Source organism: Streptomyces sp. NPDC090083 (assembly GCF_044747445.1).
Classification (GTDB): Bacteria; Actinomycetota; Actinomycetes; order Streptomycetales; family Streptomycetaceae; genus Streptomyces.
The window spans coordinates 735471-760423 of the sequence record NZ_JBIVED010000003.1; the positions used below are offsets into that span (position 1 = coordinate 735471).

Genomic DNA, 24953 nt, shown 5'->3' on the forward strand with positions numbered 1-24953 from the left:
CCGCTCTACAGGCAACCGATGCACGATGGAGGCACCACACGCACTCACCGTGGGCTCACCACGGACTCGACGAGGAGGCACCGGGATGGCGGGAACCCGTGAAGCGGGCGCAGCGGAAGCGGCGGTGGAAGCGGTCGTCGAGGTGGCACTCGGCAGGCTCGGCCTCGATGCCAAGGCGCGGCTGCTCGCCGGGCAGGACATGTGGTCCCTGCCCGCGCTCCCGGAGATCGGCCTGAGGTCCCTCGTCATGTCGGACGGCCCGATCGGCGTCCGGGGCGTGCGCTGGACCGCCGCCGATCCCTCCGTCGCACTGCCCTCCCCGACCGCACTCGCCGCCTGCTGGGACCCCGGACTCGCGCACCGCGCAGGCGTGTTGCTCGCCCAGGAGGCCCGCCGCAAGGGCGTCCACGTGCTCCTCGCGCCGACGGTCAACCTCCACCGGTCCCCGCTCGGCGGACGGCACTTCGAGGCGTACAGCGAGGACCCGTACCTCACCGGGCGGATCGGCGCCGGGTACGTGAGGGGCGTGCAGGCGGGCGGAGTCGGCACCACCGTCAAGCACTTCGTCGCCAACGACGCCGAGACCGACCGCTTCACCGTGAACAACCTGGTCTCCGGACGCGCCCTGCGCGAGCTGTACCTGGCCCCCTTCGAGCACATCGTCGAGAACGCCCACCCGTGGGGCATCATGACCGCCTACAACACGGTCAACGGGACCACGATGTCCGAGCACCGCCACCTCGTGAACGGGATCCTGCGCGGCGAATGGGGCTTCGACGGCTTCAACGTCTCCGACTGGACCGCCGCCCGCTCCACCGTCGGCACCATCGAGGGCGGCCTCGACGTCGCGATGCCCGGCCCGAAGACCGTCTACGGCGACGCCCTCGCGCGGGCCGTGCGCGACGGCGAGGTCGCGGAGGCCACCGTCGACGCCGCCGTACGGAACGTGCTGCGGCTCGCCGCCCGGGTCGGCATCCTGGACGGCGCCGAGCCGGTCGTCGCGCGGGACCGGCTCCCGGCCCCCGTCGACGGCGAGGCCCTCGCCCGCGAGATCGCCCGCCGCTCCTTCGTCCTCGTCCGCAACGAGCACCACGCCCTGCCGCTCCGGCCCGGCGGCACCGTCGCGCTCCTCGGCGCCGCCGCCCGCGACGCCCGCGTCCTCGGCGGCGGCTCCGCCGTCGTCTTCCCGCCGCACGTCGTCTCCCCGCTCGACGGCCTCACCGCCGCCCTCCCCGAAGGCGCCCTCGGCTACGCCGTCGGCGCCGACCCCAACACCGAACTCGCCGACGCCGACAAGGGGTTCGAGCTGCGCGCCGTCTGCCGGGACGCGGCCGGCCGGGTCATCGGCAGCGCCGACGCACCCAGCGGACAGCTCCGGTGGATGGGTGACGACCTCCCCGAGGGCGTCACCCACGACACCCTCCACACCGTCGAACTCGCCGGCACCTTCACCCCGCGCGACACCGGCGAACACACCTTCGGCATCAAGGGACTCGGCGCCTTCACCCTCACCGTCGACGGCACGACCTACTACGACGACGTCCAACGCCCGGTCAAGGAGGACCCGTTCGGCTCCTTCTTCGGCTCCCCCGAACCCCGCGCCCGCGTCGAACTCACCGCCGGCACCCCGGTCGAGGTGTCCCTGGCCTACGTCGTCAGCTTCGCCGAGAACCGCGACCTGAAGGTCGTCGGCTTCACCCTCGTCCACCAGGAACCGCAGCGTGATCCCGACGAACTGATCGCCGAAGCGGTCGAGGCGGCCCGCGCCGCCGACACCGCCGTCGTCGTGGTCGCCACCACCGAGCGCGTCGAGTCCGAGGGCTACGACCGCACGGACCTGCGGCTCCCCGGCCGCCAGGACGACCTGGTGCACGCCGTCGCCGCCGCCAACCCGAACACCGTCGTGATCGTCAACGCCGGCTCCCCGGTCGACATGCCCTGGCGCGACGAGGTCGCCGCCGTGCTGCTCGGCTGGTTCCCCGGCCAGGAGGGCGGCGCCGCCCTCGCCGACGTCCTCACCGGCGCCCACGAACCCGGCGGCCGGCTCCCCACCACCTGGGGCTCCCTGACCGACGCCCCGGTCACCCAGGTCGTCCCCGAGAACGGCGAACTCCCGTACACCGAGGGCGTGTTCATCGGCTACCGGGCCTGGGAGAAGGCGGGCCGCACCCCGTCGTACCCGTTCGGGCACGGCCTCGGCTACACCGACTGGAGCTACGACGCCATCGAGGCGGACGGTACGTCCGTCACCGTGCGCGTCACCAACTCCGGTGCCCGGCACGGCCGTGAGGTGGTCCAGGTCTATCTGGCCCCCGTCGAGACCGACCCGGAGCGGCCCGCCCGCTGGCTGGCCGGCTTCGCCGGGGTCGAGGCCGCACCCGGCGACAGCGTCGACGTGGTCCTCGAACTTCCGCGCCGATCTTTCGAGATGTGGGATGAGACGGCGAACGCGTGGGCAGTTGTAAAGGGTTCGTACGAGATCCAGGCCGGACGCTCGATCACCGACCGCAGGGTCGCGACGACGATTAACGTCTGATCCGGGACACGTCCCCTCAGACAGCCCCGGTCCGGGACCTGACCCCTGGACCGGGGCTCATCCCGTACCGGGGCGGCCGGCGTCAGCGGGCCGAGAAGCCGTACGCCGTCTCCGACCGGTACGTCCGCCCCGGGCGCAGCTCCGTGCTCGGGAACCCCGGCCGGTTCGGGGAGTCCGGGAAGTGCTGGGTCTCCAGGGCGATCCCGGCGCCCGGGACGAAGGGGTCCTCCAGGTGGTCCGCCGTGTAGAGCTGGATGCCCGGCTCGGTCGTCGCCACCGTCAACACCCGCCCGGACGCCGGGTCGTGGAGCTCGGCGATCTCGACGGGGGCTTCGGTGCTGCCCTTGTCGAGCACGAAGTTGTGGTCGTAGTCGGCGCCGACCTTCCGCGCCTCACGGAAGTCGAAGCGCGTGCCCGTGACGTCGTCGAGCGCGCCGGTCGGGATCAGGTCGGCGTCGACCGGCGTGAACCGCGAGGCGGCGAGCCGGAGTTCATGACCGCCCGCCGTGCCGCTGCCGCTGCCGCCGAGGTTGAAGTAGCTGTGGTTCGTGAGGTTCACGATCGTCGGCGCGTCCGTCGTCGCCTCGTAGGCGAACCGCAGCGCGCCCGACGCGTCCAGCGTGTACGTCGCCGAGACGACGAGCCGCCCCGGGAAGCCCTCCTCGCCGTGCGCGCTGACCCGGCTGAGCCGCAGCCCGTGCTCGACCGGCTCGACGTCCCACACGCGCTTGTCGAAGCCGCGCTCGCCGCCGTGCAGGGAGTTCGGCGCGTTGTTCTGCGCCAGCGAGTACGTGACCCCGTCCAGCGGGAAACGGCCGCCCGCGATCCGGTTCGCGTACCGCCCCACCAACGCCCCGAGATACGGCTCCGGACGGTCGAGATAGCCGTCCAGGTCGGCGAACCCGAGCACCACGTCGGCCACGTGGCCCGCCCGGTCCGGCACCTCCACCGACTGCACGATCCCGCCGTACGACAGCACCCGTACCCGCACGCCCGCCCGCTCCAGCGTCCAGCGGTGCACCGGTGTGCCGTCGGGAAGTGTGCCGAAAAGTTCGTTCATGAGGGAAACCCTAGGCCACCGGTGTCCGCGCGGTGACGTGGCGGTAGGCGATCTCGGCGAGCCGAGCCTGGCCGTCCTTGCTCGGGTGGAACCAGTCCCAGTGGCTCAACTGGTCCGTCCCGAAGCGGTAGTCGTAGACCGCGCCCCCGTCGAAACGGCACCGCTCGTCCGTCGCGCACACCTGCTTCAGCACCGTGTTGTACGCCTCCACCCGGTCCTGCACCGCGTCCCGCCGCGCGGTCGCCGCCGAGTCCAGGGCGTCCGCGTCGGCCAGCATCGAGGGGCAGATGCCCAGCTTCCAGATCTGCTTGCCCAGCGGGTTCGTCCGCCCCTGCGACCAGAGCCGCTTGAGGTTCGGCACGCTGGAGACGTAGACCTGCGTCTTCGGCAGCGACCTGCGCAGGGTCTTCAGCGAGGTCTCCAAGCCCGCGCGGAAGTCGGCGACGGAGGTCATCGCCGAGGTCGAGGCGGCGCAGGCGTCGTTGGCCCCCGCCATCACGGTCACCAACTCCGGCCTGCGCGTCACCGCCTGGCCGATCTGCGCGGGGAGGTCGGCCATCCGGGCGCCGGTCTGCGCGTAGTTCCAACTGCGCTCCGCCGCGCCCGTCTTCCCCAGCAGCCGTACCGCGAGGCTGTCGACCGAGGCCGAACTGCCCGTCGCCCACGAGACCTCCGGGCAGTCGGAGAGGACCGTACAGGCGTCGAAACCGCGGGTGATGGAGTCGCCGACCGCCGCGACCGACGACGGGCTGCGGTCCCACAGCGGGCTGGGGGACGGCTTCGCCTTCGCCGCCGTACCACTCTTGCCGTGCGGGTTCGCCGAGCCGCCGCCGGCGTCACAGCCTGCGGCGCCCAGGACGGCCGCCGCCGTGACGGCGAGCACGGCCCGTGAACGGTGGCGTCGGAATCGCATGCCTGGCCCAGCCCCTTGGTGTCGTGTCACATCTCAACCCATAACAACGCGCGAGGGTTCCCGAACGTGTGCGATGCAACGGCTCACCCCCGTACAAGCGTCCCCATGGGTGAATGGCGGGGTTTCCTGGCAGCGGGACGGACGGTACGTCACACTCCGCGCCCCGCCGCACGGTAGCCTCGCCCTCAACAAGGCTGCGCTGCAGCCGCCGCTTACCAGCCCGCAAGATGCCCCGCTCTGTCCGGAGGTCCCGGTGACGACACGTGGAGTCCTGTACGTGCACTCCGCGCCGCGCGCGCTGTGCCCGCACGTCGAGTGGGCCGTCGCCGGGGTGCTCGGCACACGCGTCAGCCTCGACTGGATCCGACAGCCCGCGGCCCCCGGAACATGGCGTTCCGAATTCTCCTGGCAGGCGGAGGTGGGTACGGCGTCCAAACTGGCCTCGGCCCTCCGCGGCTGGCACCTCCTCCGCTTCGAGGTGACCGCCGAACCCTGCCCCACCGCCGAGGGCGAGCGCTACAGCTGCACCCCCGACCTCGGCATCTACCACGCCGTCACCGGTATCCACGGCGACATCCTCATCCCGGAGGACCGCCTCCGCGCCGCCCTGACGAGGTCTCAGCAGGGCGAGACGGACCTGGAGGCGGAGATCGCCAAGCTCCTGGGCAAGCCGTGGGACGACGAGTTGGAGCCGTTCCGCTACGCGGGCGAGGGCGCACCCGTGCGCTGGCTGCACCAGGTGGTCTGACAGCGCGTCCGGAGCCGGTGCCTTCAGGGGCGCGGGGAACTCCGCGCCCAGCACCCACCGGCCGCGACCGCCGGCCGACGAACGACATGTGGCCCGCCCCCCGAACCCGGGGAGCGGGCCACACACCGTTCAGCAGGAGTCTCAGACCGTGCGGAACGCCAGCACCACGTTGTGCCCGCCGAACCCGAACGAGTCGTTCAGCGCGGCGATACGGCCCTCGACCGGCAGCTTGCGGGCCTCGCCGCGGACGACGTCCGCGTTGGCCTCCGCCTCCGGGTCGAGGTTCTCGACGTTGATGGTCGGCGGCGCGATCCGGTTGTACAGCGCGAGCACGGTGGCGACGGACTCGACACCGCCCGCACCGCCCAGCAGATGCCCGGTCATCGACTTCGTCGCCGAGACCGCCATGTGGTCCGCGTCGTCACCGAACACCTTGCGCAGCGCCTTCAGCTCGGCCACGTCACCCGCGGGCGTCGACGTCGCGTGCGCGTTCACGTGCACGATCTCCGCCGGGTCGAGATCGGTGTTGTCGAGCAGGTTCTGCAGGGCGTGGGAGATCCCGCGCCCCTCCGGCTCCGGCTGCACGATGTCGTGGCCGTCGGCCGAGATGCCCTGACCGACCGCCTCCGCGTACACCCGGGCACCGCGCTTCGCGGCGTGCTCGGCGGACTCCAGGACCAGGACGCCCGCGCCCTCGCCGAGGACGAAGCCGTCGCGGCCGGTGTCGTAGGGACGCGAGGCGCCCTGCGGGTCGTCGTTGTTCTTGGACATCGCCATCATGTTGCCGAACGCGGCGATGGGCAGCGGGTGGATCGCCGCCTCCGTGCCACCCGCGACGACGACGTCGGCGCGGCCGGTACGGATCATCTCGATGGCGTAGCCGATGGCCTCGGCGCCGGAGGCGCAGGCGGAGACCGGCGTGTGCACGCCCGCGCGGGCGCCCACGAGCAGACCCACGTTGGCGGACGGGCCGTTCGGCATCAGCATGGGGACGGTGTGCGGGGAGACGCGGCGGACGCCCTTCTCCTTCAGCACGTCGTACTGGTCGAGGAGGGTCGTCACACCGCCGATGCCGGAGGCGATGACGGTGCCGAGCCGGTCGGGGTCGACGGACGTGTCCTCACCGGCCTTGTCGGTGAAACCGGCGTCGGCCCACGCCTCCTGAGCCGCGATCAGCGCGAACTGCGCCGAGCGGTCCAGCCGGCGTGCCTGCGGACGCGGGATGACCTCCGAGGGCTCCACGGCGATCTGCGCGGCGATACGGACCGCCTGCTCGGCGGCCCACTCCTGCTCCAGGGGCTTGACGCCGGACTTGCCGGCGACCAGACCCTCCCAGGTAGAAGCTGCGTCGCCACCCAGCGGTGTGGTTGCGCCGATACCGGTGACGACCACGGTGCGATTGGTCGGGCTCACGGGAATTCTTTCTCCAACGGTACGAGGATTAAGCGGCGCCACCGCCGGGTGGCGGGGCATGCAGCCGGGCCTATGAGGCGGCTAGGGCCCGGTGGTCCGGGCCCGAGACGTGGCTCAGGCCTGGTGCTCGAGGATGTAGGTGGTCGCGTCGCCGACCGTCTTGAGGTTCTTGACGTCCTCGTCGGGGATCTTGACGTCGAAGCGCTCTTCGGCGGCGACGACGACCTCGACCATGGACAGCGAGTCGACGTCCAGGTCGTCGGTGAAGGACTTGTCCAGCTGGACGTCCTCAACCGGGATGCCGGCGATCTCGTTCACGATGTCGGCGAGACCGGCGACGATCTCTTCCTGAGTGGCGGCCATGTCAGGCGCTCCTTCTTTGTGATCCAGAGGGTGTGGCGGTGCTTCTCCCGCACCGGATCCGATGATGATCCGGCACGGAGTGCCTAGGGGAGGGTAACGACCGTCGCGGCGTACACAAGACCCGCCCCGAAGCCGATGACGAGCGCGGTGTCGCCGCTCTTCGCCTCGCCGGTCGCCAGAAGCCGCTCCATAGCGAGCGGAATCGAGGCGGCCGAGGTGTTGCCGGTGGTGCGTACGTCACGCGCGACCGTGACGTGCTCCGGCAGTTTCAGCGTCTTCACCATCGAGTCGATGATCCGCTCGTTGGCCTGGTGGGGAATGAAGACATCCAGGTCGTCCGGGGTGATCCCGGCCGCGTCCAGCGCCTGCTGGGCGACCTTCGCCATCTCGAACACGGCCCAGCGGAACACCGCTTGGCCCTCCTGCGTGATCGCAGGGAACTTGCCCGCGGAGTCGTACTCGGTCCACGGCACGGTCTGCTTGATCGTCTCGGACTTGTCGCCCTCCGAGCCCCACACGGTCGGACCGATGTGCGGTTCCTTGGCGGGGCCGACGACGACCGCGCCCGCGCCGTCGCCGAACAGGAAGGCCGTCGCGCGGTCCTCCAGGTCGGTCAGGTCGGACAGCCGCTCCACGCCGATGACGAGCACGTACTCCGCGCTGCCCTCGACGATCATGCCCTTGGCGAGGGTCAGGCCGTAGCCGAAGCCCGCGCAGCCCGCCGAGATGTCGAACGCGGCGGCCTTGTCCGTGCCCAGCTTGTCGGCGATCTCCGTCGCCACGGCCGGGGTCTGCTTGAAGTGCGAGACCGTGGAGACGATCACGCCGCCGATCTGCTCGGCGGAGATGCCCGCGTCCGCGATGGCCTTGCCGGACGCCTCCAGGGACATCGCGGCGACGGTCTCCTCGGCGTTCGCCCAGTGCCGGGTCTCGATGCCCGAACGGGAGCGGATCCACTCGTCCGACGAGTCGATCGTCTCCAGGATCACCTCGTTCGGGACCACCCGGACCGGACGGTAACCGCCCACGCCGAGAATGCGCGCGTACGGTGCGCCCTTGCTCGGCTTGATCTTCGTCGACATGTTCGTACGGCTCCTTCTTCAGGCGTCGGCGTGCTCGGAGATGAGCTCGCGGGCCGCGTCGAGGTCGTCGGGGGTCTTCAGGGCCAGCGTCTTCACGCCCGGCAGGGCACGCTTGGCGAGGCCGGTCAGGGTGCCGCCGGGGCACACCTCCAGGAGGGCGGTGACGCCCAGCTCCTTGAAGGTCTCCATGCACAGGTCCCAGCGGACCGGGTTGGCGACCTGGCCGACCAGCCGGTCCAGCACCTCGGCACCGGTGGCGACCGTCCGGCCGTCCTTGTTCGAGACGTACGTGAGCGTCGGGTCGGCGGGCGTCAGCTCCTGCGCGGCCTTGGCGAGCGTGTCGACCGCCGGGGCCATGTGCCGGGTGTGGAACGCGCCGGCCACCTTCAGGGCCACGACCCGCCGGACGCCCTCGGGCTTGTCGGCCTCCAGGGCGGCGAGCTGCTCCATCGTGCCGGCGGCCACGATCTGGCCCGCGCCGTTCACGTTGGCCGGGGTCAGGCCGAGCTTCTCCAGGTGCGCGACCGTCGTGTCCGGGTCGCCGCCGAGCAGCGCCGACATGCCGGTCGCGGTGATCGCGGCGGCCTCGGCCATCGCCAGACCGCGCCCGCGCACGAGGGTCAGGGCGTCCGTGTCGTCCAGGACGCCCGCGAGGACGGCGGCGGTGATCTCGCCGACGCTGTGACCGGCGACGGCACCCGGCGACACCTCGCCGAGGGCCGCGGCGGAGACCAGTCCGGCGGCGACGAGCAGCGGCTGGGCGACGGCGGTGTCACGGATCTCGTCCGCGTCGGCGTCGGTGCCGTAGTGCACCAGGTCGAGGTCGGCGGCGGCCGACAGGGCACGCAGACGGTCCTCGACACCGGGGAGGTCGAGCCAGGGGGTCAGGAAGCCGGGCGTCTGGGCGCCCTGGCCGGGAGCGACGAGTACGAGCACTCTCACACTCTCTCTTGGGGACGGGCACGGCCGCCCGTGGGGACAGGGACGAAGAACGGGAAGGGGTTTTGTGGAGCCCCGACAAAAGGTTAGTTCTGGGGATCTCCATCGGCCAGACGCCCCAGGATCAGCGCGATCCGCAGCGTGAACGCGGAGCGTACATCCGACGGCGACCAGCCGGTGACGTCAGTCACACGTCGAAGCCGGTAGCGCACGGTGTTGGGATGGACGAACAGCATGCGTGCGGCACCTTCGAGGCTGCTCGCCTGCTCCAGATAGACACTCAGTGTCTCCAGGAGCGCGGACCCGGCCTCCTCCAGCGGTCTGTAGATCTCCTCCACCAACTGGTCGCGGGCGCTGGGGTCCCCGGCCATCGCGCGTTCCGGAAGCAGGTCGTCCGCCAATACCGGGCGCGGGGCGTCCTGCCAGGCGGAGCACGCCTTGAGCCCGGCGGCGGCGGCCTGCGCGGAGCGGGTGGCGGCCAGCAGGTCGGGCACGATGGGCCCGGCCACGACGGGTCCGGCGGCATACGGCCCGATCAGCGACTTGGCGACGGCGAGCGGGTTGTCGCTGCCGCCGGCGATGACGACGAGCCGGTCCCCGAGCACCCCGGTGAGCACCTGGAGCTTGGCGTGCCGGGCGGCCCGCCGGATCGCCTCCACGGTCAGCTCGCTGTCCCCGTCGGGCGCGGTCCCCAGCACCACACACACATGCTCGGGCGAGTTCCACCCGAGCGCGGCGGCCCTGCTGACCGCCCCCTCGTCGGCCTCACCGCTCAGCACGGCGTTCACGACGAGTGATTCCAGCCGGGCGTCCCACGCGCCGCGCGCCTCGGCGGCCTGCGCGTACACCTGGGCGGTCGCGAAGGCGATCTCGCGGGCGTAGACGAGAAGCGCCTCGCGCAGCACGGACTCGTCGCCGGGCGCGGCCACCTCGTCGATCGCGGACTCCATGACCTCGATGGTCGTCCGCACCATCTCGACGGTCTGGCGGAGCGTGATGGCCCGGGTCAGCTCGCGCGGTGCGGTGCCGAAGACATCGGTGGAGATGGCCTGCGGGGCGTCGGGATGCCGGAACCACTCGGTGAACGCGGCGATACCGGCCTGCGCGACCAGCCCGATCCAGGAACGGTTCTCCGGTGGCATCGCCCGGTACCACGGCAGCGTCTCGTCCATGCGCGCGATGGCCTGGACGGCGAGACTCCCGGACGACTGCTCCAGCCGCTTCAGAGTCGCCGGGTGCGAATGGGCACGGGGCACAGGGCCTGCGGGTCTGCTGGTTTCGGGTTCGGGCACGGGACCAAGACTGCCCTATCCGGACGGGAGCGTGCGGTGGCGGGTCGCGGGCGAGGTCTACCGTGGACCGTGTGATGGACGTACGGCGCTCCGCCGAGCGCTACCCAGGGGGTGACCCGCAGGCCGGGATCGAGTCCTGGCACGCCTTCTCCTTCGGCCCGCACTACGACCCCGACAACCTCCGGTTCGGCGCGGTCATCGCCTGCAACGAGGAGCGGCTCGCGCCCGGCGCCGGGTTCGGCGAACACCCGCACAGCCACACGGAGATCATCACCTGGGTCGTGGAAGGGGAGCTGAGCCACCGCGACTCCACGGGCGAGCTGACCCGGGTCCGCCCCGGCGACGTCCAGCGCCTCAGCTCGGCCGCCGGCGTCCGGCACGTCGAACGCAACGACAGCGACGGCCCCCTGACCTTCGTGCAGATGTGGCTGGCCCCCCTGGAACCCGGCGGCGAACCGTCGTACGAGATCGTCCGCGGCATCGCCGACTCCACGCCCTACGCGGTACCGGAGGCCGGCGCGATGCTGCACGTCCGCCGGCTGGTCCCCGGCGAACGCACGGCCGTACCGGACGCGGCGCACGTGTACGTCCATGTCGTGAGCGGTGAAGTACGCCTGGGCGGCGAGAAGCTGGGACCGGGGGACGCGGCGCGGGTCACGGACGCGCGGGGGGTGGCGGTGGAGGCGGACAGCGGGGCCGAGGTGCTGATGTGGGAGATGCTCTAGAGCTCCGCCAGCACCGCGTCCGTGAACGTCGGCCACGCCTCGACCGCCCACGGGCCGAACGGCCGGTCCGTCAGGGCGACGCAGGCCGCGCCCGCGGCCGGGTCGACCCAGAGGAACGTGCCCGCCTGGCCGAAGTGGCCGAACGTGCGCGGGGAGGACGAACCACCCGTCCAGTGCGGGGACTTGGAGTCGCGGATCTCCAGGCCGAGGCCCCAGTCGTTGGGGTTCTGGTGGCCGTAGCCGGGGAGGACGCCCTTGGTGCCGGGGTACTGGACCGTCATCGCCTCGGCGACCGTGCGGGGGTCGAGGAGGCGGGGGGCCTGGAGCTCGGCGGCGAAGCGCAGCAGGTCGTCGACGGTGGAGACGCCGTCCTTCGCGGGGGAGCCGTCCAGCGCGGTGGACGTCATGCCGAGGGGGTCGAGGACCGCCTGGCGCAGATACTCCGCGAACGGGATCTCCGTCGCCTTCGCCACATGGTCGCCGAGCTGCTCGAAGCCCGCGTTCGAGTACAGGCGGCGCTGTCCGGGCGGGGCCGTCACGCGGTGTTCGTCGAAGGCCAGGCCCGAGGTGTGGGCGAGCAGGTGGCGGACCGTGGCACCGGGCGGGCCGGCCGGTTCGTCCAGTTCGATCGCGCCCTCCTCGTAGGCGACGAGGGCGGCGTAGGCCGCGAGCGGCTTGGTGACCGAGGCGAGCGGGAAGCGGTGGCCGGTCGGCCCGTGGGTGCCGAGGACGGTGCCGTCCGCTCGTACGACGGCCGCCGCCGCGGTCGGCACCGGCCAGTTCTCGATCAGCGCGAGGCTCTGCAGGGACATGCCGTCGAGCCTAGGTGGTTCAGAGCATGAGGCCCATCATGGGGTCGGGCTTGCGGGTGAAGCCGAGGGAGGCGTAGAGCGGCTCGGCGTCGGGGGAGGCGGTCAGCAGGACCTGGCCGGCCCCGCGCTCGCGGAACCACTGGAGCAGCTCCTCCATGCACGCGCGGGCGTACCCGCGGCGCCGCGCGTCCGGGTCGGTGGCGACGCTGAACACGAACCCGGTCATCCCGTGCGGGTTGCCCGCCTTCCCGATGCGGTAGTCCACCGTGCCGGCGACCAGCGCGGCCAGCGCCCCCGGCCGCTCCGGGTGGTCCACGACGAACGCCCGGAAGCCGTCGTCCGACGCCAGCCGCTCCCGCAGCGCCGGCAGAGACTCCGCGTGCCAGCCCGTGCCGGGGTCCGACCCGTGCAGCGCGTCGATCATCACCTGGCGCAGTCGCAGCAGTTCGGCGGCATCCTCGGGCGCTGCCCGTCGTACGAGACTCATGGTCCGTACGCTATCCAGCGCACCCCTGGCCCGTCCCGCCGATTTCTTACCGGTTCCGCTTGCTTCGAGTGCACTCCAAGGCCATAGCGTGGTGGTCATGACGGTGATGGAGACCACGGGTACCAGGACCGACAGCTGCGCGGGCCCACCGCAGGCCGAGCGGCGTCCGGACGGCGCGGACAGCTACACGATCAGCGAGGTCGTCGCCTTCACCGGGCTGACCGCGCACACCCTGCGCTGGTACGAGCGCATCGGGCTGATGCCGCACATCGACCGCTCGCACACCGGCCAGCGCCGCTACAGCAACCGCGACCTCGACTGGCTCGACCTCGTCGGCAAGCTCCGCCTGACCGGGATGCCGGTCGCCGACATGGTCCGCTACGCCGAGCTGATGCGCGAGGGCGAGCACACCTACGGCGACCGTTTCGAACTCCTGGAGGCGACCCGCAGGGACGTCGTCGCCAGGATCGCCGAACTGCAGGACACCCTGGCCGTCCTGGACCGGAAGATCAACTTCTACGCCACGGCCGGCCGCGCCTACGAGAAGGAGAAGGCAGGATGACCGACACCACGATCCCGACCGCACGGCTCGGCGCGGCCGGCCCCGAGGTCGGCGTCCAAGGCCTCGGCTGCATGGGCATGAGCTTCGCCTACGGCCCCGCGGACGCGAAGCAGTCCCGGGCCGCCCTGGACCGCGCCTTCGCACTCGGCGTCACCCTGTACGACACGGCGGACGCGTACGGCGTCGGCGAGAACGAGCGGTTCCTGTCGCCGTTCTTCAACGCCCACCGCGACGAGCTCGTCATCGCCACCAAGTTCGCCCTGTCGATCCCGCCCGACGAGCCCACCCGGCGCGTCATCCGCAACGACCGCCCGTACATCCGCCAGGCCGTCGAGGCGAGCCTCCAGCGGCTCGGCATCGACGTCATCGACCTCTACTACATGCACCGCCGCGACCCGGCCGTCCCCATCGAGGACACCGTCGGCGCGATGGCGGAACTGGTGGCCGAGGGCAAGGTCAAGCACCTGGGCCTGAGCGAGGTCACCGGCGCCGAACTCCGGGCGGCGCACGCCGTCCACCCCGTCGCCGCCGTGCAGTCGGAGTGGTCGCTGTTCAGCCGGGACGTCGAGATCAGCCTGGTCGGCGCCGCCGCCGAGCTGGGCGTGGCGGTCGTACCGTACTCACCGCTGGGCCGGGGCTTCCTCACCGGCTCCTTCGCCAACGCCGACCAGGACCTCACCGAGGGCGACTTCCGCCGCACCCAGCCCCGCTTCACCGGCGAGAACGCGGCCGCCAACGCCACCCTCCTCGACCCGGTCCGCACCGTCGCCGAGGCACACGGGGCGTCCCTGGGCCAGATCGCCCTGGCCTGGGTCCAGCAGCGCTCCCAGGTCCACGGCCTCCCGGTCATCCCCATCCCCGGGACGACCAAGCCGGGCCGCGTGGAGGAGAACACGGCGGCGACGAGGATCGTCCTGACGGACGACGAGCTGTCCCTCCTGGAGCCGATCGCCGGCAAGGTGGCGGGCGACCGCTACGCGGACATGACGTTCACGTCGTCCAACAGGGAGTAGAGAACACCCGGAGCTGGAGCGCCTCGTCAGGGGCGCGGGGAACCGCGCGACAGGCCCCCACCGGGCAGCAGCCAAGAAGCAACGAACAGCCCCCGCCCCTGCCCCGCCCCCGCTACAACTCCGCCAGCAGCTCCGCCTTCTTCACGGCGAACTCCTCATCCGTCACCAGCCCCGACTGATGCAACTCCCCGAGATGCCGAATCCGCTCGGCGATGTCCGCAGGGTCGCGCCGCATGGCCGGCACCACGGCACTGGGGCGGGCGGTGCGGACGGCGGAGAGGACCGCCGCCGCGAACGGCAGCGACTCGTGCACGGGCCCGTACCCCAGCCCGAACACCACGGCCGCCGGGTCCTGGTCGACGGGCAGCGGCGCTGCGGTGCCGCGCAGCAGCCGCAGATGCCCTTCGAACACCTCGGGGGAGTGCCACTCGACCCCGTTCAGGTCGGCGACCGCGAAACTCTGGTCGCCGGCCTTCCACTTCGCGGACGACGCACCGGTCCAGAACCACCGGAACGACACCGTCTTCCCGTCGAAGGACGCCTTCCCGTCGTACGCCTTGAACCGCAGCGGCACCTCGGGCGCGGCCACGAGGAACCGCTCCGCCGGCCCGTCGTGCGGCTTGAGCCGCGCACGCAGTTCGTCGGCGTAGTACTCGGCGAGGGTCTCCCGCTCGGCGGGCAGCACCAGCCGATACGGATCGCAGCTCTCCTTCAGCTGGTCCGCGGCCGCCTCCATCAACGGGTCCGCCCCCGCCCGCGGCTGCACGCGCAGCACGACCGTGCCGCGCCGGCCCGGTGCGAGCGTCACCGTCTCGATCGCCTCGAAGGGGATCCGGCGCTCGCCGAGCGCCTGGAACAGCCTGGGTGTCCGGATGCCCCGTTCGTAGCGGATGAGCACGGAGTCGGACTCGAACTCCCAGGCGGCATGAATTCCGGCCAGTACGTCACCCATGCGGCTCATCGTAGGCGGCACATGCTCCTCCGTCCCATCCCCGCGCAGACCGCACTTCCTGCTGTTTCTACGCGCGTCCGGCCGCCGGGGCGCCGGACAAACCCTCTCGACAGGTGTCACCTTCGTGCGCGCACGTCACCGAGCGGTACGCGCCAACCCCGATGTCGGCGAAGTTGGCGAGACTGTCGGTGCCGGGCGCGAAGTACCCGGTGTGGCCCTGCGCGTCCTTCGCGGCCAGGACGCGCGCGCCGAACGCGTCCGACACCGGGTCCTCGCCGTGTCCGAGGCCGCCGAGCTCCATGTACGGCACGTCCTGGATCCAGTCGTTCGCGTCCCGCATCGCCCACACCCGGGCGTGGGTGTGCAGGTGGGCCGCGCTGGAGGTGCGCATCCCGGGGCTGCCGGCCACCGCGATGTCGGTCACCCGGGCGGGCAGCCCGTGCGCGGCGACCCCGCACACCACCGAGCCGTAGCTGTGGCAGAACAGGGCGATCCGCGAGGCGCCGGGCAGCGCCCGCACCAGCGCGTTCAGCCGTACGGCGCCGGCCTCGGCACGTCCCGCGGTGGCCGAGTCGATGCCCAGGCCGCCGGGGGCGGTGTAGTCGGCCCAGGCGATGACGGCGGTCCGCGTGCCGGTGGTGTCGGTCGCGGACTTCGCCGTGTTCTCGGCCGCGTACAGGTTCTGCGCCATGCCGACCGGTGCCGTGTAGTTCTTGTACGTCTTCTGGAAGGTCAGCAGGTCGGTGTCGACTCCGGGGACGATGACCGACACGCGCTGCGCGGTGTCCAGGTCGCCGAAGACCTCGGCGATACGGCCCGAGCCCTCGGGGTCGAAGGACAGGATCTGGCGGTCCCCGGCCGTCAGCGCCTCGAAGCGGTGCATGAGCCGGCCGGCCTCCTGCTTGCCGTAGGGCGTCAGGCGGGGGTCGTGCATGCGCTTCTTCTCGACCTTGCGCTGCTGGTCGAGGGCGATGCGGTTGGCGCGGTAGCGCAGCGCGACCGGGGCGCCGTTCATGTTGCCGACCGCGAGCGGGTAGCGGTGCGCGAGGCGCGTCCGCTGCTGCGCGGTGAGCGAGGCGAAGAAGCGGGCCAGTCTGGTCGGGGAGGCGTCCGGGTCGGGCAGCTCGCGGCCGTTCACATGGCCGTGCTCCCACGCGGAGAGGGAGGTCTGGAGCGCCGTTTTCCCGGGGTGGCTGCGGACCGCGGTCCAACCGGTGGTCGCCAGCATCACGAACACCACGGCCAGCGCGAGCAGTGCGCGCCAGGCGTTCAGCGTGGGGGAGGAGTCGAAGGAAGTCACTGGGAGGACACACTAGGAGAACGAGAGGGTCTCGCGTTAACCGAGTGACGGGGATCACGTTTCAGGGGGACGTGACGAGAAACTCAGTACGAGTCAGCCGTCGCGGCTCGCGCGCCAGTTCCCGGCGAGCGCCGGCCCCACCCCGTCCAGATACTCCGCGGTCAGCTCCCGCATCGCCTCGATGCTGAGGTCGTCCCCCGCGATCCACATCCGCTCCACCACCCGCATCACCCCGCCGAAGACGGCCACCGCCAGCCGGGGCCGGGGATCCGTGTCCAGGCCGAGTCCCTCGCGCCGGGCGATGATCCGCGCCAGCTCCTCCTCCAGCTCCAGCGAGCGCCGCAGATGCGCGGCGAGCAGCGCCGGCGTCGACTCGATCACCCGGTAGGTCCGCATGTGCAGCTCCAGCGGTACGACCTGCTGGATCGCCTCGTTGATGGTGTCCCAGCTCTCCAGGACCGCCCGGCGCAGCGCCTCCAGCGGGGCCTCGTGCGGCGGGCGGGCGCGGACGGCGTCCACGAAGTGCGTCTCGGTGAGCCGGGGCACGAAGAACGCGGCCTCCTCCTTGCTCGCGAAGTAGCGGAAGAAGGTGCGCTGCGAGACGTCGACGGACTCGGCGATCTCGTCGACCGTGGTGCGCTCGTACCCCTTGGTGGTGAACAGCTCCAGGGCGGCGCGCAGCAGCGCGTCGCGCGTGCGGGCCTTCTTGCGCTCGCGCAACGTGTCCATGCTGTTCTCCTCGCGATTGTTGACAGTCGGCGACATCTGAACCTGTTTGTCAACTGTCAGTGGCTGACATTAGCCTCGCGCGTATGACTAGTCAGACCACCATCAGCGCGACGGGGCCGGGGGACAAGGCACCAGCCGCCCCGTCCGACCCGACGCCGTCCACGGGGCTGCGCGGGCACCCGTGGTTCACCCTCATAACCGTCGCCGTCGGCGTGATGATGGTGGCCCTCGACGGCACCATCGTCGCCATCGCCAACCCGGCCATCCAGAAGGACCTCGGCGCCAGCTTCGCCGACGTCCAGTGGATCACCAACGGCTACTTCCTCGCCCTCGCGGTCGCCCTCATCACCGCGGGCAAGCTCGGCGACCGCTTCGGCCACCGCCAGACCTTCCTGATCGGCGTGACCGGCTTCGCCCTCGCGTCCGGCGCCATCGGCCTCTCGCACAGCATCGCGTTCGTCGTGACGTTCCGTGTGCTCCAGGGGCTGTTCGGCGCGCTGCTGATGCCGGCCGCGCTCGGCCTGCTGCGGGCCACCTTCCCGGCCGAGAAGCTCAACATGGCCATCGGCCTGTGGGGCATGGTCATCGGCGCCTCCACCGCGGGCGGCCCGATCCTCGGCGGTGTCCTCGTCGAGCACGTCAACTGGCAGTCGGTGTTCTTCATCAACGTGCCGGTCGGCGCCGTCGCGCTGATCCTCGGCCTGCTGATCCTGCGCGACCACCGCGCGGACAACGCGCCCCGCTCCTTCGACATCCTCGGCATCGCGCTGCTCTCCGGCGCGATGTTCTGCCTGGTCTGGGCCCTCATCAAGGCGCCCACCTGGGGCTGGGGCTCGGCCACGACCTGGACGTTCCTCGCCGTGTCGGTCCTGGGCTTCGCCCTGTTCGCGTTCTGGGAGCAGCGTGTCGCCGAACCCCTGATCCCGCTGGGCCTGTTCCGCTCGGTCCCGCTGTCCGCGGGCGTGGTCCTCATGGTCCTCATGGCGATCGCCTTCATGGGCGGCCTGTTCTTCGTGACGTTCTATCTGCAGAACGTGCACGGTATGAGCCCCATCGACGCCGGTCTCCACCTCCTCCCGCTCACCGGGATGATGATCGTCGGCTCCCCGCTCGCCGGCGCCGCGATCACCAAGCTCGGCCCGCGCATCCCGCTGGCCGGCGGCATGACGGCCACCGCGGTCGCCATGTTCGGCATGTCCACCCTGGACTCGGACACCGGCAGCGCCGTCATGTCGATCTGGTTCGCCCTGCTCGGCTTCGGCCTCGCCCCGGTGATGGTCGGCGCGACCGAGGTCATCGTGGGCAACGCGCCCATGGAGCTGTCCGGTGTCGCCGGCGGTCTCCAGCAGGCCGCGATGCAGATCGGCGGCAGCCTCGGTACGGCCGTCCTCGGCGCGGTGATGGCCTCCCGCGTCGACAACGACCTCGCGGGCAACTGGGCGGACGCGGGTCTGCCCAAGCTCACCCAGCCGCAGCTGGACGCGGCCGCCGAGGCGGTGCAGGTCGGCGTCGCCCCGGTCGCGCCGAACACCCCGGAGGCCATCGCCGCGAAGATCACGCAGGTCGCCCACGACACCTTCATCTCCGGCATGAGCCTGGCCTGCCTGGTCGCGGCCGGCGTGGCGGTGGTCGCGGTGTTCGTCGCCCTGCTGACCAAGCGCGGCGAGAACGCGGAGGCGGGCGCGGGGGCGGCCCACATTTGACCCCGGTACAGGCGGAGTTCGCCTATCAGGGTGACTCCGCTAAAGATTCCTGGCACCCGGTACGCGCCGCAGGTCACAGTGGGTCACGTCCTCCGCAGGGCAGGGAGGACGAGTGGTCTGCGGCGCGCTGCCGGAGGGGGGCAGCGCGCAAGCAGGCTTTCTTCGCGTCGGGCGGGGTAACCGAAGGGTGTCGGCAGGCCAGCCGAACTGGTATGCACGCCCAGGGAGTTGACGATGACGGGTCTCGGCAACGGAACGCGCAAACACCCCCGCTCACGTGGCCGTACGAGGTCAGGGACCGGGCCGGACCGCGCGACCCTGGGCATCATCGGACTCGTCTGCGCCATCGCCGGCTTCTTCACCCTGGGCCTTCTCCTCGGCCCGGTCGCCGTGATCTGCGGCTGGCTCTCCATGGGCAGAAGGTGGGCGGGCTCCCGCTCCCTGCCGGCCCTGATCGCCCTGATCCTGGGCGCGATCGACACGCTGGCCGCTGTCATGTGGACGTTCTTCTGAGGAGAGCGCGGGGGGATGGTTCTCCGCGTGGCGGCCGGGCGGACACTCCGACCCGACCGGGCGTGACGCACAGGCTCTAACGCGCCACCTCGTCCCCGACCGCCCGCGGAACCCCCGCTCCCGCTCCCGACAGCGCGGCCACCTCCGCCCGCAGCGCCCGTACCTCCTCCGTCAGCGCCTCGATCGCCTCCGTCTGGCGGCGTTCCTCCACGTCGTCCTTCTCGAACCGGGCGATGAACCACGTGGCGATGTTCGCGGTGACCACACCGAGCAGGGCGATGCCGGACAGCATCAGGCCGACGGCGATCATCCGGCCGAGGCCGGTGGTCGGCGCGTGGTCGCCGTAGCCCACGGTCGTCATCGTGGTGAACGACCACCACACGGCGTCACCCAGCGTCCGGATGTTCCCGTCGGGCGAGTCCCGCTCCACGGAGAGCACCGCGAGCGAGCCGAACATCAGCAGCCCGATCACCGAGCCCGCGACATACGTGGTCAGCTGGATCTGCGAGGCCATGCGGGCCCGGCGCCCGACGAGTATCAGCGTCGACACCATGCGCAGCAGCCGTAGCGGCTGGAGTATCGGCACCACCACGGCGCACAGGTCCATCCAGTGCGTCCGCACGAACCGCCGCCGGTCCCGGGACATCGCCAGCCGCATCAGGTAGTCGGCGGCGAACGCTCCCCACACCACCCACTCGACCACCGTGCACACGATCGTCAGCCGGTGCCCGGCGGTCGAGTCGACGATCGGCACCGCGTAGGCGACGGCGAACGCCACCGCGAGCCCCAACAGCGGCCGCTGAGTGAGCTGCTCCCAACGAGCCTGCGCCGATGGTTCGTTCATGACGGCATGTTAGGTGGTGGGGCGCACCCCGACGGGCGCTCCGAAGGGGCCGCCCTCCGGGGCGCGGGGCCGAACCGACCTGCGGTTCCGCCCCGCGGACGGAGAACTACGCGTCCCCTCCGGCGGCACCGGGGTCGGCCGAAGCGACGTCCAGCAACTGGTACCGGTCGACCGCCTGCTTCAGCACGGACCGGTCGACCTTGCCCTCCCGGGCCAGCTCCGTCAGCACGGCCACCACGATCGACTGCGCGTCGATGTGGAAGAACCGCCGAGCCGCCCCGCGAGTGTCGGCGAACCCGAACCCGTCAGCACCCAAGGACTGATAGGTACCGGGCACCCACCGGGAAATCTGGTCGGGAACGGATCGCATCCAGTCGGAAACGGCCACGAACGGCCCCTCGGCCCCGCTCAACTTCCGCGTGACATAAGGAACCCGCTGCTCCTCCTCCGGGTGGAGGAGATTGTGCCGCTCGACCTCGACCGCCTCGCGCCGCAGTTCGTTCCAGGAGGTCGCGGACCACACGTCGGCCCGGACGTTCCACTCCTCGGCGAGGATCCGCTGCGCCTCGATGGCCCACGGGACCGCGACACCGGACGCCATGATCTGCGCCGGCACCGTCCCCGAGGTGCCCCGGCTGATCCGGTGAACGCCCTTGAGGATGCCCTCCACGTCCACGTCGGACGGCTCGGCGGGGTGCTGGATCGGCTCGTTGTAGACGGTGAGGTAGTAGAAGACGTCCTCGCCGTGCGGGTGTTCCGCGTCCGAGCCGTACATCCGCCGCAGCCCGTCCTGCACGATGTGCGCGATCTCGTACGCGTACGCCGGGTCGTAGGCGACACATCCCGGGTTGGTCGAGGCCAGCAGCTGCGAGTGTCCGTCGGCGTGCTGCAGTCCCTCACCGGTCAGCGTCGTACGGCCCGCGGTCGCGCCCAGCACGAAACCGCGCGCCAACTGGTCGGCCATCTGCCAGAACTGGTCACCGGTGCGCTGGAAACCGAACATCGAGTAGAAGACGTAGACCGGGATGAGCGGCTCGCCGTGCGTCGCGTACGCCGAACCTGCCGCGATCAGCGAGGCCGTGCAGCCCGCCTCGGAGATGCCGTCGTGCAGCATCTGCCCGGTCGGCGACTCCTTGTAGGCGAGCAGGAGTTCACGGTCCACCGACTCGTACTGCTGGCCGAGCGGGTTGTAGATCTTCGCGCTCGGGAAGAACGAGTCCATGCCGAACGTGCGGTACTCGTCCGGCGCGATCAGCACGAACCGCTTGCCGATCTCCTTGTCCCGCATGAGGTCCTTGAGCAGCCGTACGAACGCCATGGTGGTGGCGATCGACTGCTGGCCCGAACCCTTCTTCACACTCGCGTACGTCTTGTCCTCGGGCAGTGCCAGCGGCTTCGACCGCACGACGCGCGTCGGGACGTACCCGCCGTTCGCCTTGCGCCGGTCGTGCATGTACTGGATCTCCTCCGAGTTCCGGCCCGGGTGGTAGTACGGCGGCGCGCCGGACTCCAGCTCCTGGTCGGTGATCGGCAGGTGCAGCCGGTCGCGGAAGCCCTTGAGGTCGGCGACCGTCAGCTTCTTCATCTGGTGCGTGGCGTTGCGGCCCTCGAAGTTGGGGCCCAGCGTCCAGCCCTTGACCGTCTGCGCCAGCACCACGGTCGGCTGGCCCTTGTGCGCCTTGGCCGCAGCGAAGGCCGCGTACACCTTCTTGTGGTCGTGCCCGCCGCGCCCCAGGTGCAGGATCTGGTCGTCGGTCATGTTCTCGACCATCGCGCGCAGCCGGTGGTCGTGCCCGAAGAAGTGCTCACGGATGTACGCGCCCGTCTCCGTGGCGTACGTCTGGAACTGGCCGTCCGGCGTGGTGTTGAGCTGGTTGACCAGCACACCGTCCCGGTCCTGGGCCAGCAGCGGGTCCCAGGTGCGGTCCCAGACCAGCTTGATGACGTTCCAGCCGGCGCCGCGGAACTGCGACTCCAGCTCCTGGATGATCTTGCCGTTGCCGCGTACCGGGCCGTCGAGCCGCTGGAGGTTGCAGTTGACGACGAAGGTCAGGTTGTCCAGGCCCTCGCGCGCCGCGATCGACAGCTGGCCGAGCGACTCCGGCTCGTCCATCTCGCCGTCGCCGAGGAACGCCCACACGTGCGACGCCGACGTGTCCGCGATCCCGCGGGCCTCCATGTAGCGGTTCATCCGGGCCTGGAAGATCGCGCCGAGCGGGCCGAGGCCCATCGACACGGTCGGGAACTCCCAGAAGTCCGGCATCGACCGCGGGTGCGGATAGGAGGACAGCCCGTACGGCGCCTTCGACTTCTCCTGGCGGAACGCGTCGAGCTGCTGCTCGCTGAGCCGGTCCAGGAGGAACGCGCGGGCGTAGATGCCCGGCGAGGCGTGCCCCTGGAAGAAGATCTGGTCGCCGCCGTCACCCGCGTCCTTGCCCCGGAAGAAGTGGTTGAAGCCCACGTCGTAGAGCGAGGCGGAGGACGCGAAGGTCGCGATGTGGCCGCCGACGCCGATGCCGGGGCGCTGGGCCCTGGAGACCATCACGGCCGCGTTCCAGCGGGTGGCGTTGAGGATGCGGCGCTCGATCTCCTCGTTGCCGGGGAAGAACGGCTCGTCCTTGGTGGCGATCGTGTTGACGTAGTCCGTGCTGCGCATCTCGGGCACGGCCACGCGCTTCTCGCGGGCCCGCTCGATCAGCCGGAGCATCAGGTAGCGGGCCCGCTCACGGCCGCGCTGGTCCACGGCGGCGTCGAGCGAGTCGAGCCACTCCTGTGTCTCTTCGGGATCGAAGTCAGGAACCTGACTCGGAAGGCCGCCAATGATGATCGGATTGCGATCGGATCCGGAAGCCACGCTGTTCCTTACGTGTCAGAGGGGAAAACGTGTCATAGGGGGGAGTTGCACCGTTCCCCATGGTCTACCGCAGGGCGGCAATCGTCATCTCTACCGTGAGGTAACCGTGACTCGTTTAGCAAAGTCATTCGAGTCGCGTACCCTCGAAGGGTTCTCAAACGCGCATACCGGGCAGAACGCTGTGGTGTACGTCACCGGTGGGCGCGATAGCGTGCCTGGAGTTGCGGCGACACGGCCAGGATCGTCACCGTTTCGGCGTTCCGAATCGCCGGGTACTTGCGCGATCCGGCCCGTCCGTGTGGACTACGGCCAATGCTTCGCGCACGCGCGTGGCTGGACATTCATCAAGACATGATCAGGAGGCAACCCGTGAGCGCGACCGCGGACCACGCGGAGGAGCGGACGAACCCTGCCGTCAGGCTGGGGTTCCAGCCCGAGCAGGTGGTCCAGGAGATCGGCTACGACGACGACGTAGACCAGGAACTCCGCGAGGCCATTGAAGAAGTCATCGGCAGCGACCTGGTGGACGAGGACTACGACGACGTCGCCGATGCCGTGGTGCTGTGGTTCCGCGACGAGGACGGCGACCTGACCGACGTGCTGGTGGACGCCATCTCGTACGTCGAGGAGGGCGGCTCGATCCTGCTGCTGACGCCGAAGACCGGCCGTGACGGCTACGTCGAGCCCAGCGACATCTCGGAAGCCGCCACGACCGCGGGCCTGTCCGCGGCCAAGAGCGTCAGCGTGGGCAAGGACTGGAGCGGCAGCCGGCTGGTGACGCCCAAGGCGGCCAAGTCCAAGAGGTAGTCGACAGAGGTACCTCGATCGTTGAATCCCGGACGGGCTGGCCATGCCAGCCCGTCCGTCCGCATGCGGTGATCGCTGCGTAGGGTGGGTACCAGGGTGGACTCACCCGAACAGCCTCACCGAAGGGATGCAGGACGACATGGCGATCCAGGTCGGCGACAAGGCCCCCGATTTCGAGCTCAAGGACAACCACGGCGCCACCGTGAAGCTGTCCGACTTCCGGGGCGAGAAGAACGTGGTGCTGCTCTTCTACCCCTTCGCCTTCACCGGCGTCTGCACCGGCGAACTGTGCTCCCTGCGCGACAACCTGCCGCAGTTCACCGACCGCGACACCCAGCTCCTCGCGGTCTCGAACGACTCCATCCACACCCTGCGCGTCTTCGCCGAGCAGGAGGGCCTGGAGTACCCGCTGCTCTCCGACTTCTGGCCGCACGGCAACACGTCACGGGCCTACGGCGTCTTCGACGAGGACAAGGGCTGCGCCCTGCGCGGCACCTTCGTCATCGACAAGGAGGGCGTCGTCCGCTGGACCGTCGTCAACGGCCTGCCGGACGCCCGTGACCTCACCGAGTACGTGAAGGCGCTCGACACCCTGTGATTGTTAGGTTCCAGGGCCTGCGAGGGCCGGGAACCCGTCACTAGGATCGAGACGTTGATCCGATACCGACGCACTACGGGGCATCCCCGCCCCTGGACACCAATGGAGGACTCGTGGGAGTCAGCCTCAGCAAGGGCGGCAACGTTTCACTGACCAAGGAGGCCCCGGGCCTGACCGCGGTCATCGTCGGTCTGGGGTGGGACGTCCGCACCACCACCGGCACCGACTTCGACCTCGACGCCAGCGCACTGCTGCTGAACAGCGCGGGCAAGGTCGCCAGTGACGCGAACTTCGTCTTCTTCAACAACCTCAAGAGCCCCGACGGCTCCGTCGAGCACACCGGTGACAACACCACCGGTGAGGGCGAGGGCGACGACGAGGCGATCAAGGTGAACCTGGCGGCGGTCCCGGCCGACGTCGACAAGATCACCTTCCCGGTCTCGATCTACGACGCCGAGAACCGCCAGCAGTCCTTCGGCCAGGTCCGCAACGCGTTCATCCGCGTGGTGAACCAGGCGGGCGGCGCCGAGATCGCCCGCTACGACCTCTCCGAGGACGCCTCGACCGAGACGGCCATGGTCTTCGGCGAGCTCTACCGCAACGGCGCGGAGTGGAAGTTCCGCGCCATCGGCCAGGGCTACGCCTCGGGCCTGCGCGGCATCGCCCAGGACTTCGGCGTCAACGTCTGACGTCCACAGGCTCCACCCC

General features: G+C 70.7%; 24 protein-coding genes. 10 read left to right on the plus strand and 14 right to left on the minus strand.

Going from position 1 to position 24953, the window contains the following annotated elements; genetic code table 11:
* Positions 1 to 85: 85 nt before the first annotated feature.
* Positions 86 to 2536: a beta-glucosidase H gene (locus tag ACIPTO_RS14275; protein WP_401191661.1), complete on the plus strand. Its 2451-nt coding sequence runs from the start codon at positions 86 to 88 to the stop codon at positions 2534 to 2536.
* 82 nt (positions 2537 to 2618) lie between these two features.
* On the opposite strand, the gene ACIPTO_RS14280 is transcribed toward ACIPTO_RS14275, so the two are convergent.
* Together ACIPTO_RS14280 and ACIPTO_RS14285 are read right to left on the minus strand one after the other, a co-directional pair.
* On the minus strand, positions 2619 to 3596 hold the full coding sequence (locus ACIPTO_RS14280) for an aldose epimerase family protein (protein WP_401191663.1): 978 nt from the start codon (positions 3594 to 3596) through the stop codon (positions 2619 to 2621).
* 10 nt (positions 3597 to 3606) lie between these two features.
* Positions 3607 to 4509, minus strand: a complete 903-nt coding sequence (locus tag ACIPTO_RS14285; RefSeq protein WP_401191665.1) for an SGNH/GDSL hydrolase family protein — start codon at positions 4507 to 4509, stop codon at positions 3607 to 3609.
* A 253-nt stretch (positions 4510 to 4762) separates the two neighbouring features.
* On the opposite strand from ACIPTO_RS14285, the gene ACIPTO_RS14290 reads away from it, so the two are divergent.
* On the plus strand, positions 4763 to 5257 hold the full coding sequence (locus ACIPTO_RS14290; protein ID WP_266768288.1) for a DUF3145 domain-containing protein: 495 nt from the start codon (positions 4763 to 4765) through the stop codon (positions 5255 to 5257).
* Between the two features lie 141 nt (positions 5258 to 5398).
* Here the strand turns inward: ACIPTO_RS14290 and fabF are convergent, their stop codons facing one another.
* The 5 genes from fabF to fasR form a co-directional block, all read right to left on the minus strand.
* On the minus strand, positions 5399 to 6670 hold the full coding sequence (gene fabF, locus ACIPTO_RS14295; protein WP_328831673.1) for a beta-ketoacyl-ACP synthase II: 1272 nt from the start codon (positions 6668 to 6670) through the stop codon (positions 5399 to 5401).
* 114 nt (positions 6671 to 6784) lie between these two features.
* Positions 6785 to 7033, minus strand: coding sequence for an acyl carrier protein (locus ACIPTO_RS14300; protein ID WP_033286874.1), 249 nt, complete (start codon positions 7031 to 7033; stop codon positions 6785 to 6787).
* An 83-nt stretch (positions 7034 to 7116) separates the two neighbouring features.
* Complete coding sequence (locus tag ACIPTO_RS14305) at positions 7117 to 8115, minus strand: ketoacyl-ACP synthase III (RefSeq protein WP_366313932.1); 999 nt, start codon at positions 8113 to 8115, stop codon at positions 7117 to 7119.
* A gap of 18 nt (positions 8116 to 8133) precedes the next feature.
* On the minus strand, positions 8134 to 9051 hold the full coding sequence (locus tag ACIPTO_RS14310) for an ACP S-malonyltransferase (RefSeq protein WP_401191667.1): 918 nt from the start codon (positions 9049 to 9051) through the stop codon (positions 8134 to 8136).
* Positions 9052 to 9140: 89 nt separating this feature from the next.
* Positions 9141 to 10346: a fatty acid biosynthesis transcriptional regulator FasR gene (gene fasR / locus ACIPTO_RS14315; protein ID WP_366313936.1), complete on the minus strand. Its 1206-nt coding sequence runs from the start codon at positions 10344 to 10346 to the stop codon at positions 9141 to 9143.
* Between the two features lie 74 nt (positions 10347 to 10420).
* Between fasR and ACIPTO_RS14320 the strand changes: the two genes are divergently transcribed.
* Positions 10421 to 11071, plus strand: coding sequence for a pirin family protein (locus tag ACIPTO_RS14320; protein WP_401192128.1), 651 nt, complete (start codon positions 10421 to 10423; stop codon positions 11069 to 11071).
* On the opposite strand, the gene ACIPTO_RS14325 is transcribed toward ACIPTO_RS14320, so the two are convergent.
* Together ACIPTO_RS14325 and ACIPTO_RS14330 are read right to left on the minus strand one after the other, a co-directional pair.
* On the minus strand, positions 11068 to 11883 hold the full coding sequence (locus ACIPTO_RS14325; RefSeq protein ID WP_401191670.1) for a serine hydrolase domain-containing protein: 816 nt from the start codon (positions 11881 to 11883) through the stop codon (positions 11068 to 11070). The two genes, ACIPTO_RS14320 and ACIPTO_RS14325, sit on opposite strands and share 4 nt — an antisense overlap.
* 19 nt (positions 11884 to 11902) lie before the next feature.
* The gene (locus ACIPTO_RS14330) at positions 11903 to 12370 is read right to left on the minus strand and encodes a GNAT family N-acetyltransferase (RefSeq protein ID WP_401191673.1); all 468 of its coding nucleotides are present in this window, start codon (positions 12368 to 12370) and stop codon (positions 11903 to 11905) included.
* A 97-nt stretch (positions 12371 to 12467) separates the two neighbouring features.
* Here ACIPTO_RS14330 and ACIPTO_RS14335 point away from each other — a divergent pair, with 97 nt between their 5' ends.
* Both ACIPTO_RS14335 and ACIPTO_RS14340 read left to right on the plus strand, forming a co-directional pair.
* Positions 12468 to 12932: a MerR family transcriptional regulator gene (locus tag ACIPTO_RS14335; RefSeq protein WP_366313942.1), complete on the plus strand. Its 465-nt coding sequence runs from the start codon at positions 12468 to 12470 to the stop codon at positions 12930 to 12932.
* On the plus strand, positions 12929 to 13945 hold the full coding sequence (locus ACIPTO_RS14340; RefSeq protein ID WP_401191675.1) for an aldo/keto reductase: 1017 nt from the start codon (positions 12929 to 12931) through the stop codon (positions 13943 to 13945). The genes ACIPTO_RS14335 and ACIPTO_RS14340 overlap by 4 nt, the downstream gene beginning before the upstream one ends.
* Before the next feature lie 112 nt (positions 13946 to 14057).
* Here the strand turns inward: ACIPTO_RS14340 and ACIPTO_RS14345 are convergent, their stop codons facing one another.
* From ACIPTO_RS14345 to ACIPTO_RS14355, 3 genes are all read right to left on the minus strand, one after another.
* A complete protein-coding gene (locus tag ACIPTO_RS14345; RefSeq protein WP_366313946.1) occupies positions 14058 to 14906 on the minus strand; it encodes a DUF4429 domain-containing protein in 849 nt (282 codons plus the stop codon).
* Between the two features lie 58 nt (positions 14907 to 14964).
* The gene (locus ACIPTO_RS14350; protein ID WP_401191678.1) at positions 14965 to 16197 is read right to left on the minus strand and encodes an alpha/beta hydrolase; all 1233 of its coding nucleotides are present in this window, start codon (positions 16195 to 16197) and stop codon (positions 14965 to 14967) included.
* Between the two features lie 93 nt (positions 16198 to 16290).
* The gene (locus tag ACIPTO_RS14355; protein WP_366313950.1) at positions 16291 to 16926 is read right to left on the minus strand and encodes a TetR family transcriptional regulator; all 636 of its coding nucleotides are present in this window, start codon (positions 16924 to 16926) and stop codon (positions 16291 to 16293) included.
* 83 nt (positions 16927 to 17009) lie between these two features.
* On the opposite strand from ACIPTO_RS14355, the gene ACIPTO_RS14360 reads away from it, so the two are divergent.
* Positions 17010 to 18629, plus strand: coding sequence for an MFS transporter (locus tag ACIPTO_RS14360; RefSeq protein ID WP_366313952.1), 1620 nt, complete (start codon positions 17010 to 17012; stop codon positions 18627 to 18629).
* A gap of 234 nt (positions 18630 to 18863) precedes the next feature.
* Positions 18864 to 19142 (plus strand): small hydrophobic protein, encoded by a 279-nt coding sequence (locus tag ACIPTO_RS14365; protein WP_366313954.1) that lies wholly within the window; start codon positions 18864 to 18866, stop codon positions 19140 to 19142.
* A 76-nt stretch (positions 19143 to 19218) separates the two neighbouring features.
* On the opposite strand, the gene ACIPTO_RS14370 is transcribed toward ACIPTO_RS14365, so the two are convergent.
* Together ACIPTO_RS14370 and aceE are read right to left on the minus strand one after the other, a co-directional pair.
* Positions 19219 to 19986 (minus strand): potassium channel family protein, encoded by a 768-nt coding sequence (locus ACIPTO_RS14370; protein ID WP_366313956.1) that lies wholly within the window; start codon positions 19984 to 19986, stop codon positions 19219 to 19221.
* A 106-nt stretch (positions 19987 to 20092) separates the two neighbouring features.
* On the minus strand, positions 20093 to 22840 hold the full coding sequence (gene aceE / locus ACIPTO_RS14375; protein ID WP_401191682.1) for a pyruvate dehydrogenase (acetyl-transferring), homodimeric type: 2748 nt from the start codon (positions 22838 to 22840) through the stop codon (positions 20093 to 20095).
* Between the two features lie 369 nt (positions 22841 to 23209).
* On the opposite strand from aceE, the gene ACIPTO_RS14380 reads away from it, so the two are divergent.
* The 3 genes from ACIPTO_RS14380 (at position 23210) to ACIPTO_RS14390 (ending at position 24934) form a co-directional block, all read left to right on the plus strand.
* A complete protein-coding gene (locus tag ACIPTO_RS14380; protein ID WP_019060358.1) occupies positions 23210 to 23647 on the plus strand; it encodes a DUF3052 domain-containing protein in 438 nt (145 codons plus the stop codon).
* A gap of 139 nt (positions 23648 to 23786) precedes the next feature.
* A complete protein-coding gene (locus ACIPTO_RS14385) occupies positions 23787 to 24245 on the plus strand; it encodes a peroxiredoxin (protein ID WP_366314493.1) in 459 nt (152 codons plus the stop codon).
* A gap of 113 nt (positions 24246 to 24358) precedes the next feature.
* Positions 24359 to 24934: a TerD family protein gene (locus tag ACIPTO_RS14390; RefSeq protein WP_019060360.1), complete on the plus strand. Its 576-nt coding sequence runs from the start codon at positions 24359 to 24361 to the stop codon at positions 24932 to 24934.
* The last annotated feature ends 19 nt before the right edge of the window (positions 24935 to 24953 follow it).

Excerpts from the sequence above, each read along its gene's own strand:
- ACIPTO_RS14305 (WP_366313932.1), bottom strand. The coding sequence starts at position 8,115 with ATGTCGACGAAGATCAAGCCGAGCAAGGGCGCACCGTACGCGCGCATT.
- ACIPTO_RS14300 (WP_033286874.1), bottom strand. The coding sequence starts at position 7,033 with ATGGCCGCCACTCAGGAAGAGATCGTCGCCGGTCTCGCCGACATCGTG.
- ACIPTO_RS14285 (WP_401191665.1), bottom strand. The coding sequence starts at position 4,509 with ATGCGATTCCGACGCCACCGTTCACGGGCCGTGCTCGCCGTCACGGCG.
- ACIPTO_RS14320 (WP_401192128.1), top strand. The coding sequence starts at position 10,421 with ATGGACGTACGGCGCTCCGCCGAGCGCTACCCAGGGGGTGACCCGCAG.
- ACIPTO_RS14330 (WP_401191673.1), bottom strand. The coding sequence starts at position 12,370 with ATGAGTCTCGTACGACGGGCAGCGCCCGAGGATGCCGCCGAACTGCTG.
- ACIPTO_RS14340 (WP_401191675.1), top strand. The coding sequence starts at position 12,929 with ATGACCGACACCACGATCCCGACCGCACGGCTCGGCGCGGCCGGCCCC.
- ACIPTO_RS14335 (WP_366313942.1), top strand. The coding sequence starts at position 12,468 with ATGACGGTGATGGAGACCACGGGTACCAGGACCGACAGCTGCGCGGGC.
- ACIPTO_RS14345 (WP_366313946.1), bottom strand. The coding sequence starts at position 14,906 with ATGAGCCGCATGGGTGACGTACTGGCCGGAATTCATGCCGCCTGGGAG.
- ACIPTO_RS14370 (WP_366313956.1), bottom strand. The coding sequence starts at position 19,986 with ATGAACGAACCATCGGCGCAGGCTCGTTGGGAGCAGCTCACTCAGCGG.
- ACIPTO_RS14360 (WP_366313952.1), top strand. The coding sequence starts at position 17,010 with ATGACTAGTCAGACCACCATCAGCGCGACGGGGCCGGGGGACAAGGCA.
- ACIPTO_RS14385 (WP_366314493.1), top strand. The coding sequence starts at position 23,787 with ATGGCGATCCAGGTCGGCGACAAGGCCCCCGATTTCGAGCTCAAGGAC.
- ACIPTO_RS14275 (WP_401191661.1), top strand. The coding sequence starts at position 86 with ATGGCGGGAACCCGTGAAGCGGGCGCAGCGGAAGCGGCGGTGGAAGCG.
- ACIPTO_RS14325 (WP_401191670.1), bottom strand. The coding sequence starts at position 11,883 with ATGTCCCTGCAGAGCCTCGCGCTGATCGAGAACTGGCCGGTGCCGACC.
- ACIPTO_RS14280 (WP_401191663.1), bottom strand. The coding sequence starts at position 3,596 with ATGAACGAACTTTTCGGCACACTTCCCGACGGCACACCGGTGCACCGC.
- ACIPTO_RS14365 (WP_366313954.1), top strand. The coding sequence starts at position 18,864 with ATGACGGGTCTCGGCAACGGAACGCGCAAACACCCCCGCTCACGTGGC.
- ACIPTO_RS14355 (WP_366313950.1), bottom strand. The coding sequence starts at position 16,926 with ATGGACACGTTGCGCGAGCGCAAGAAGGCCCGCACGCGCGACGCGCTG.